Genomic DNA, 6351 nt, shown 5'->3' on the forward strand with positions numbered 1-6351 from the left:
CCTCTAACAGCAGCTGTATTGCCTCCACTTAAATGTTGCTATATAACTGATGCCCATGAATTAGGCTATTCTAGCATTGGAATGTTTATGGAATCATGATTATGGAGCATTAGCGTTTAGTTCTTTTTAAAACTTTTTTATTTACAAATTTAGGAACAACGGATAATTTAACGATTGCTTATCGAATTATGACTAGAGGATTATGGGAAGACACATATGATCAGAATGCAGCGACTGTATATAAAATTAGAACTAAAGAAATATAAATGTCTTAAGCCATGTTGTACAAGAAATAGGCGAGAAGTAACAACTTGTTTGAGATGGAAAAACGATTTATCAATCAATGCTATTATGCTTAGACTTCCATAACAATTAATAAATTATTTTAGATCGATTATAAGGAGAAGCAATGTTTTTAATGTCGTTAAAAAATATAGACATAATAGAGAAGAAAAATGATACAAACATGGCTTTGAGAACATCTCAAAAGCAATCGACGAGATTGAGGAAGTTGGTATACTTGAATTTAACGTAAGGAAGGAAACAAAAAAATGCATTAAACACAATAGTATTTCAAGGGAAAATGATGTTTACTAACAGTTGCACCATCAATACGGATCGGCTTTTTTGCGCTCAAAATCCTGTTTTGGATAAAGCAACTGAATACATCTTCAAGGTTGTCCACTTTTAATTGAATAATACGATGGTCTTACTAGTTCATATTCTACCGTATTTAAAAATAATTGACCCATAACTATCTTTATATAGCAGCTTATAATTAAAAATAATTGCAAAGAACAAGAATGAAGTGCAAATAAAAGTAAAAGTATACCTAGATGGTGCTATATTTGCAGCATAACAAGAATTAATTAATTACATTACATTATGAGTAAAGGAACAGTAAAGTTTTTCAATGACGCAAAAGGATTTGGATTCATCACAGAAGAAGGAGTTGATAAAGACCACTTTGTACACATTTCAGGATTAATCGATGAGATTAGAGAAGGTGACGAAGTTGAATTTGACTTACAAGAAGGAAACAAAGGACTTAATGCGGTAAACGTAAAAGTACTTTAATATATAGCTATATATTTTGACAAAGTCCCCATCAATACTGATGGGGATTTTTTTTGTGTTTTATTTTTAAACTGGGTCAAGTGGCAATTCCTTTTTTTAGGAAAGAATTTCTTCACTTTGAGAAGTATAAGCTCTTCCACTAAGAAAACCACATCCGACTCGCTTTTTTGGAAGAGGAATGCACTGGATAGATTGGGCAGGTATGCTGTAAATCAGGAGTGGCAGATGCGGTATGGAAATATGGAGGTACCATCTAAATTTCCACAAAATTATCACACCGCACAAACAAACTCCATAAAAACAATCAAATAAAAAAATACAAAGCTGACCAACCAAAACCCTATCCATTAAAAAAGTGCGTCCATAATAGAAGTATGTGCTCCCTTTACAAGACCAGTTTCCTAGATAAATCACTCCTCTTCATCAGTCGCAAAACTGTCTTCCATGGCTGTCTTCTCCTCTATAGTGTGGACAGCAGGAACAGAATCTTTAAGTGCTGTAAACGTTTTTAAACGCTCAACATCTTCTTCTTCACCAGAAAAATAAGGGAATACATCCATAATAGGCGACTCAGACACTGCAGGGATGGTATATTCCCCCATGGTATCCTTCATGGTCGTTACCGTGTTTTCATAAGCCTCCTTCACATCGTTTGCCTGGACTAATAAGTACATATTGGTCTTCCGTTCCTTACCACTTTCTTCATCAAAAGCGATAAGCGAGACCCGAGACTTGAACCACCGATCTGTATTTTCAAACGGATGGATTTCTGCATAATTGGCCACTTTTATATTGGTGATTTTAATTTCTTCTCCTTCGCTTATGTAAGCAACCATCTCTTCAGTAATTCTGCTCTCTGCCTCTGTATAAGAAATTGCATCCACAAGAAAAGGTTCTGTTTTCACCTTATGTGCTGCAGTAGCTTCATCAAATTTTCTATATTTCACTTTACACTCGTACCAGATTGCGCTCATTTCTTTTTTTTTGGGACGGCGAAAATAGCCCGAATCATCCCTGTAATTTTTTAAAAATGGAATAGATGTTCACAATTGTCTTTTTTGGTTTCAGGGTAATTTGATTTTTAGATTATTGCTTATTTTACTTCTGTTTTCGCTTTCGCGAAAGAGCTGACTTTTAAGTAGTTTAGGTTAGATATGTTTGCCTTTAGCTAGCAAAAATTAAAGGGAAAACGAGACCGGCTAGGGAACGTCTAAATTATTGTCATATAAAAAACTATGAATGCTAGAAGTATGTTCATCAGAAAACATGTTTGTTTTTTTGCGTTACCGATGGAAGCAGCATACTTTTTTTGTTTTTAAATAAAGTGAAAAGCGATACCCACAAGGGAACGCCCAAATTATCATTCTGATAAACACCAATATCCTATTTAAAAAAAGACAACTATTCTTCAAAAAAAAACGAATCACTAGGAATCAGATTGTTTTGTTTTTATTTAAAGGTATGGCGCATCTCTTCTGTAGAAGAAGCTCCCAACAACTGATTGAAGGTTTTTATAAGGTCAAAATTTTGAGTAATGGCATCAGCCACTGCAATTCCTGAGACGCCTGTTTTTAAAATACCTTTAACGTCTTCTGGAGTGATGTCTCCAAAACCAATAAGAGGTGTTTGTGTTTCTAAGCCTTCATTTATAGCCGTATAACCATCGATACCTAATGCTTTAGTCTCCGTTTTTTTAGACGTTCTAAAAGGTCCCAATCCTATATAATCAACTTCTTTAATGAGTAAGGTCTCGCATTCTTGGAGAGTATGAGCGGTCGCGCCTATGGTTTGCCAAGGATATAAATGTGATCTGGCGACGCTAGGGCAAATATCTGTGTTTTCTAGATAAATACCGTCTGCTTTGATCTCATGGGCAATTTTATAATGAGATTTAATAATCAGCCTAGTTTGAAAATGAGCCGTGATTTTTATGACTTCTTGTGCGAGCTTCAAATGCTCTTCTACAGCGATATGTTCCAGATCCAACTGCACCAATTCGGCTCCAGAACCGCAGGCTTTCTGAATGTTTTCTAGATGTGCTGAGGTAGAATTTGCTTGAGACGTATAATGTAGTTTAGGGATCATCGGAACTTTTTTGGTAATTTAAGAAATAGAGTGGCCACCGTATGATGTTTTGGCTACTAATTATGAGGTTGAAGCAGCCTGAAGTAGTAAAAACTTTAAGCTATACCCATTGATGGAAGACATATAGTATGTTCTGTCTTGCTTTAATGAAAAAAATGAATAGGGTGCGGCGTGTTATAAACCTGTACATAGTTAACAGCGATATACGTCTAAAGTCACATTATTCAAATGATATCAATAGCAGGTAAAAAGCGCCGTTACGTGATGAACTGTTGCATGTAGGATGATGTAAACGCGTCATGTCAGCAGGCGCTTTATTCCTAAGATTTCTATTTTAAATAATGATTTTCATAAAACTCATAAACTGGATTTAGGGTAAAAGCAGCATAGAGATTTTGGAATTGATCTGGAAGTCCTTTTTAGTGAGCGCGCCAGTGGGCGCTTTGGAATATCAAAGGTTCTTCATTTTTTTATTTTAATGTTTCCCTACTCCGTAAATAACATCTTGGAATGTGGTTAGGCGATAACCAAATTCATCTTAGGTTTCACGAGTTCCTATGTATTACATCGAAGATTCCCGTTTTCAAATAGAAAAGAGATACGTTGAGTATATAGGAGAAAGCAACCAAATTTATTGGTTCCTTATTTTCCGGTTTTATAATAGACTAGCCAGAAATAAAACATACTTTTTACAAAGCGGCGAGAGGAGCGAAGTGGAATGTGTATGGAATAGGTATAGAATGTTCACCTCTCCATTATGGACTTCTTCTGCAGTATATAATAAGACCAGTAAAACCTTAGTTATGAGATTTAAAATCTCTCACTAATTAGTCAAGCACAATACTCGTGTTGGCACGTAAATTGGCCTAGCCGCTAAGATTTAATACTATAAAATAAAACGGGGGCTACATGAACAGGTGTTTGTTATTATTTAAGGCTTAACCGCCAAATAAATAATACCAGTCATAAAGAAAATAAAAAAACACAAGATCACAAAACTATTTTTTACTCTATGTTCCCTTTTAGAATTTGCAAGCTGCGATTCTAACGACGAAACTTTGGGTAAAAGGCTTACCGATTTTACATATCCCGAGTGAATAAACCTACATGGAGGATCGATTAAATCATGGAAATAAATAGAACTAATTGTTCCTGAACAATTCAGAGATGATTCAAGTTAACGCAACATTACTTGTGTCGGATACGATACCTATACCTTTTCGGTTTTCACTTCAGAAGTATGCGAAAGTAAGCTTGTGTATTGGAAAAAAATAGAGGGATAGTTTAAGGTGGTTAATTAATGAAAAGCAGTTATCCCAATGGAGTAATTGCTTTATATGCGGGTGTTATTTAATTTGAACCTGGAATCCTTAGGAAAATTCTTATTAAAGTTCTTGTTAAAAGTTATACTCGTAATTCTACTGTGATAAACATGACACTGATAAAGGAGTTACTGAATCTCATCTCAACAGTATGCATTTTGTAAATAGATACCATTTTTAAGCGATTATCTAAAAGAAGAATTTAATATATATGGTTGGGATACGAACCATATATATGAGGTTTAGTTCACAGGAAAAGTATGTTACAACAAAAAGTACGAGCTTTCAAAATTGTCAAAAAACTTTTTCACCTCTTCTAACTGCATAGGTTTTGTTATGTATTTAGAGATTTCACTTTTTTTACTTGCTCTTTCCATATGGACAGGGTCAACTGAAGAACTCCACATGAAAATGTTTACTTTTTTTTCAATATCAATTTTTATTCGTGCATATTCATCTATAAATTGCCATCCATCCATAATTGGCATATGAAGATCAAGGAAAATAACGTCTGGTATATTTTCATTAGTTGCTTTGTTCTCTTTGAGATATTGCATTGCTTTTTTTCCATTTGGAAAAGTAATAATTCTAGCTCCTGGCTTATTATCGTTAATAATCTTCATTAAAGTGAATTGATAAATTATATCATCATCTATGATACCGATCAAAGGTCGTTTTATTAGCATGATATATTTCTCTTAAAAATTATCTTAAAAGTACTTCCTTCATCTACTTCACTTTCTACCGTTATAGAACCTCCTATCGCTTCTATTTGTGTTTTAATCATAAAAAGGCCCACACCATTAGCGTCTAGATGCTCATGGAATGTATTATTTAGTCCAAAAATTTTGTGCCCGTGTTTTTGTAGATCTATTCCTAATCCATTGTCTCTTGCAATCAGTATGATTTCGTTGTTTTTCACTGTTGTGCAAAAATGAATCATAGCAATGCGATCAGGGGAGCTATATTTAATGGAATTAGACAAGAGGTTCAGCATAATACTTTCCATGTAAATTTTAGGATACTCTATGATAGGCGCTTCAGAAAAATCTGAAGTCACTATTGGTTTTAAACCTAATATCTGATTATCCAAAATTTCAAGAGTTCCATCAAAAATAGATTTAAAATTAATAGCATCATGTTTAATATACTTATCTCCTTGAATTTTAACAGACTGAATCAATTCATTTAATGTATCATTCAGACGAATTATCACTGTTTCTACTTTGGAAAAGAGCATATCCTGTTCTTCTAAATCAGTACTTTCTTTATATAAGTCCTTTAAAATCATAAGATTACTAGCAGGCGCCCTTAAATTATGAGACGCGATATGTGCAAAATTTGAAAGCTGTCTGTTTTTGTTTTCTAAATGCAGGTTGAATTCCTCTAATTGTAATTTTTGCTTTAAAATTAAATCGGCACGGCTTTTTAATTCTTTGTTGACCTCCTGTAATTCATTAGAAAGATCATTTGCCTTTATTTTAGCTATTAAAAGTTCTTGTTCATATTTTTTCCTTTGTGAAATATTGAATACCGCTGACTGAGTAAATACGTGAATTCCTTCTTTATTTTTAACCTCTACCGAATTAACCAAAACAGGGAATTTAGTTCCATCTTTTTTGATAAGATTGAAATTTATTTCTTCTAAACTCCCCCGCAACTTTAATGCTGGAGAATAGACATTTTCAAAATATATTTTACTTCCCAACGAAAGAAAATCTGCAACCTTTTTTTTGCCTAGTACCTCTTCGCGGGTGTAGCTTGTTAAAGCTAAAAATCTATTGTTGGAATCAACGATGGTACCATTTGGCAATGAACAAAAATAACCACTAGGAAAGTTGTTGTAAAGTTCTTTATACTCTATGTT

Annotated in this window: 5 protein-coding genes; 1 reads left to right on the plus strand and 4 read right to left on the minus strand. The window is 33.8% G+C overall.

The features are described 5' to 3' along the window. Positions 1-885: 885 nt before the first annotated feature. A complete protein-coding gene (locus tag ACJAT0_RS12100; RefSeq protein WP_374002303.1) occupies positions 886-1077 on the plus strand; it encodes a cold-shock protein in 192 nt (63 codons plus the stop codon). Positions 1078-1487: 410 nt separating this feature from the next. Here the strand turns inward: ACJAT0_RS12100 and ACJAT0_RS12105 are convergent, their stop codons facing one another. The 4 genes from ACJAT0_RS12105 to ACJAT0_RS12120 form a co-directional block, all read right to left on the minus strand. Then, positions 1488-2051, minus strand: coding sequence for a DUF4494 domain-containing protein (locus ACJAT0_RS12105; protein WP_415181862.1), 564 nt, complete (start codon positions 2049-2051; stop codon positions 1488-1490). Between the two features lie 475 nt (positions 2052-2526). Next, positions 2527-3162: a thiamine phosphate synthase gene (locus ACJAT0_RS12110; RefSeq protein ID WP_415181863.1), complete on the minus strand. Its 636-nt coding sequence runs from the start codon at positions 3160-3162 to the stop codon at positions 2527-2529. 1585 nt (positions 3163-4747) lie between these two features. Next, positions 4748-5152, minus strand: a complete 405-nt coding sequence (locus ACJAT0_RS12115) for a response regulator (protein ID WP_415181864.1) — start codon at positions 5150-5152, stop codon at positions 4748-4750. 11 nt (positions 5153-5163) lie between these two features. Beyond that, a partial coding sequence (locus tag ACJAT0_RS12120; protein ID WP_415181865.1) for a PAS domain S-box protein occupies positions 5164-6351 on the minus strand: 1188 nt, incomplete at its 5' end.

The sequence above is a fragment of the Nonlabens sp. genome (assembly GCF_047636915.1).
Classification (GTDB): Bacteria; Bacteroidota; Bacteroidia; order Flavobacteriales; family Flavobacteriaceae; genus Nonlabens.

What these genes read in the sequence shown, in the direction of transcription:
- ACJAT0_RS12105 (WP_415181862.1), bottom strand. Translation starts at nt 2,051, where the DNA reads ATGAGCGCAATCTGGTACGAGTGTAAAGTGAAATATAGAAAATTTGAT.
- ACJAT0_RS12100 (WP_374002303.1), top strand. Translation starts at nt 886, where the DNA reads ATGAGTAAAGGAACAGTAAAGTTTTTCAATGACGCAAAAGGATTTGGA.
- ACJAT0_RS12110 (WP_415181863.1), bottom strand. Translation starts at nt 3,162, where the DNA reads ATGATCCCTAAACTACATTATACGTCTCAAGCAAATTCTACCTCAGCA.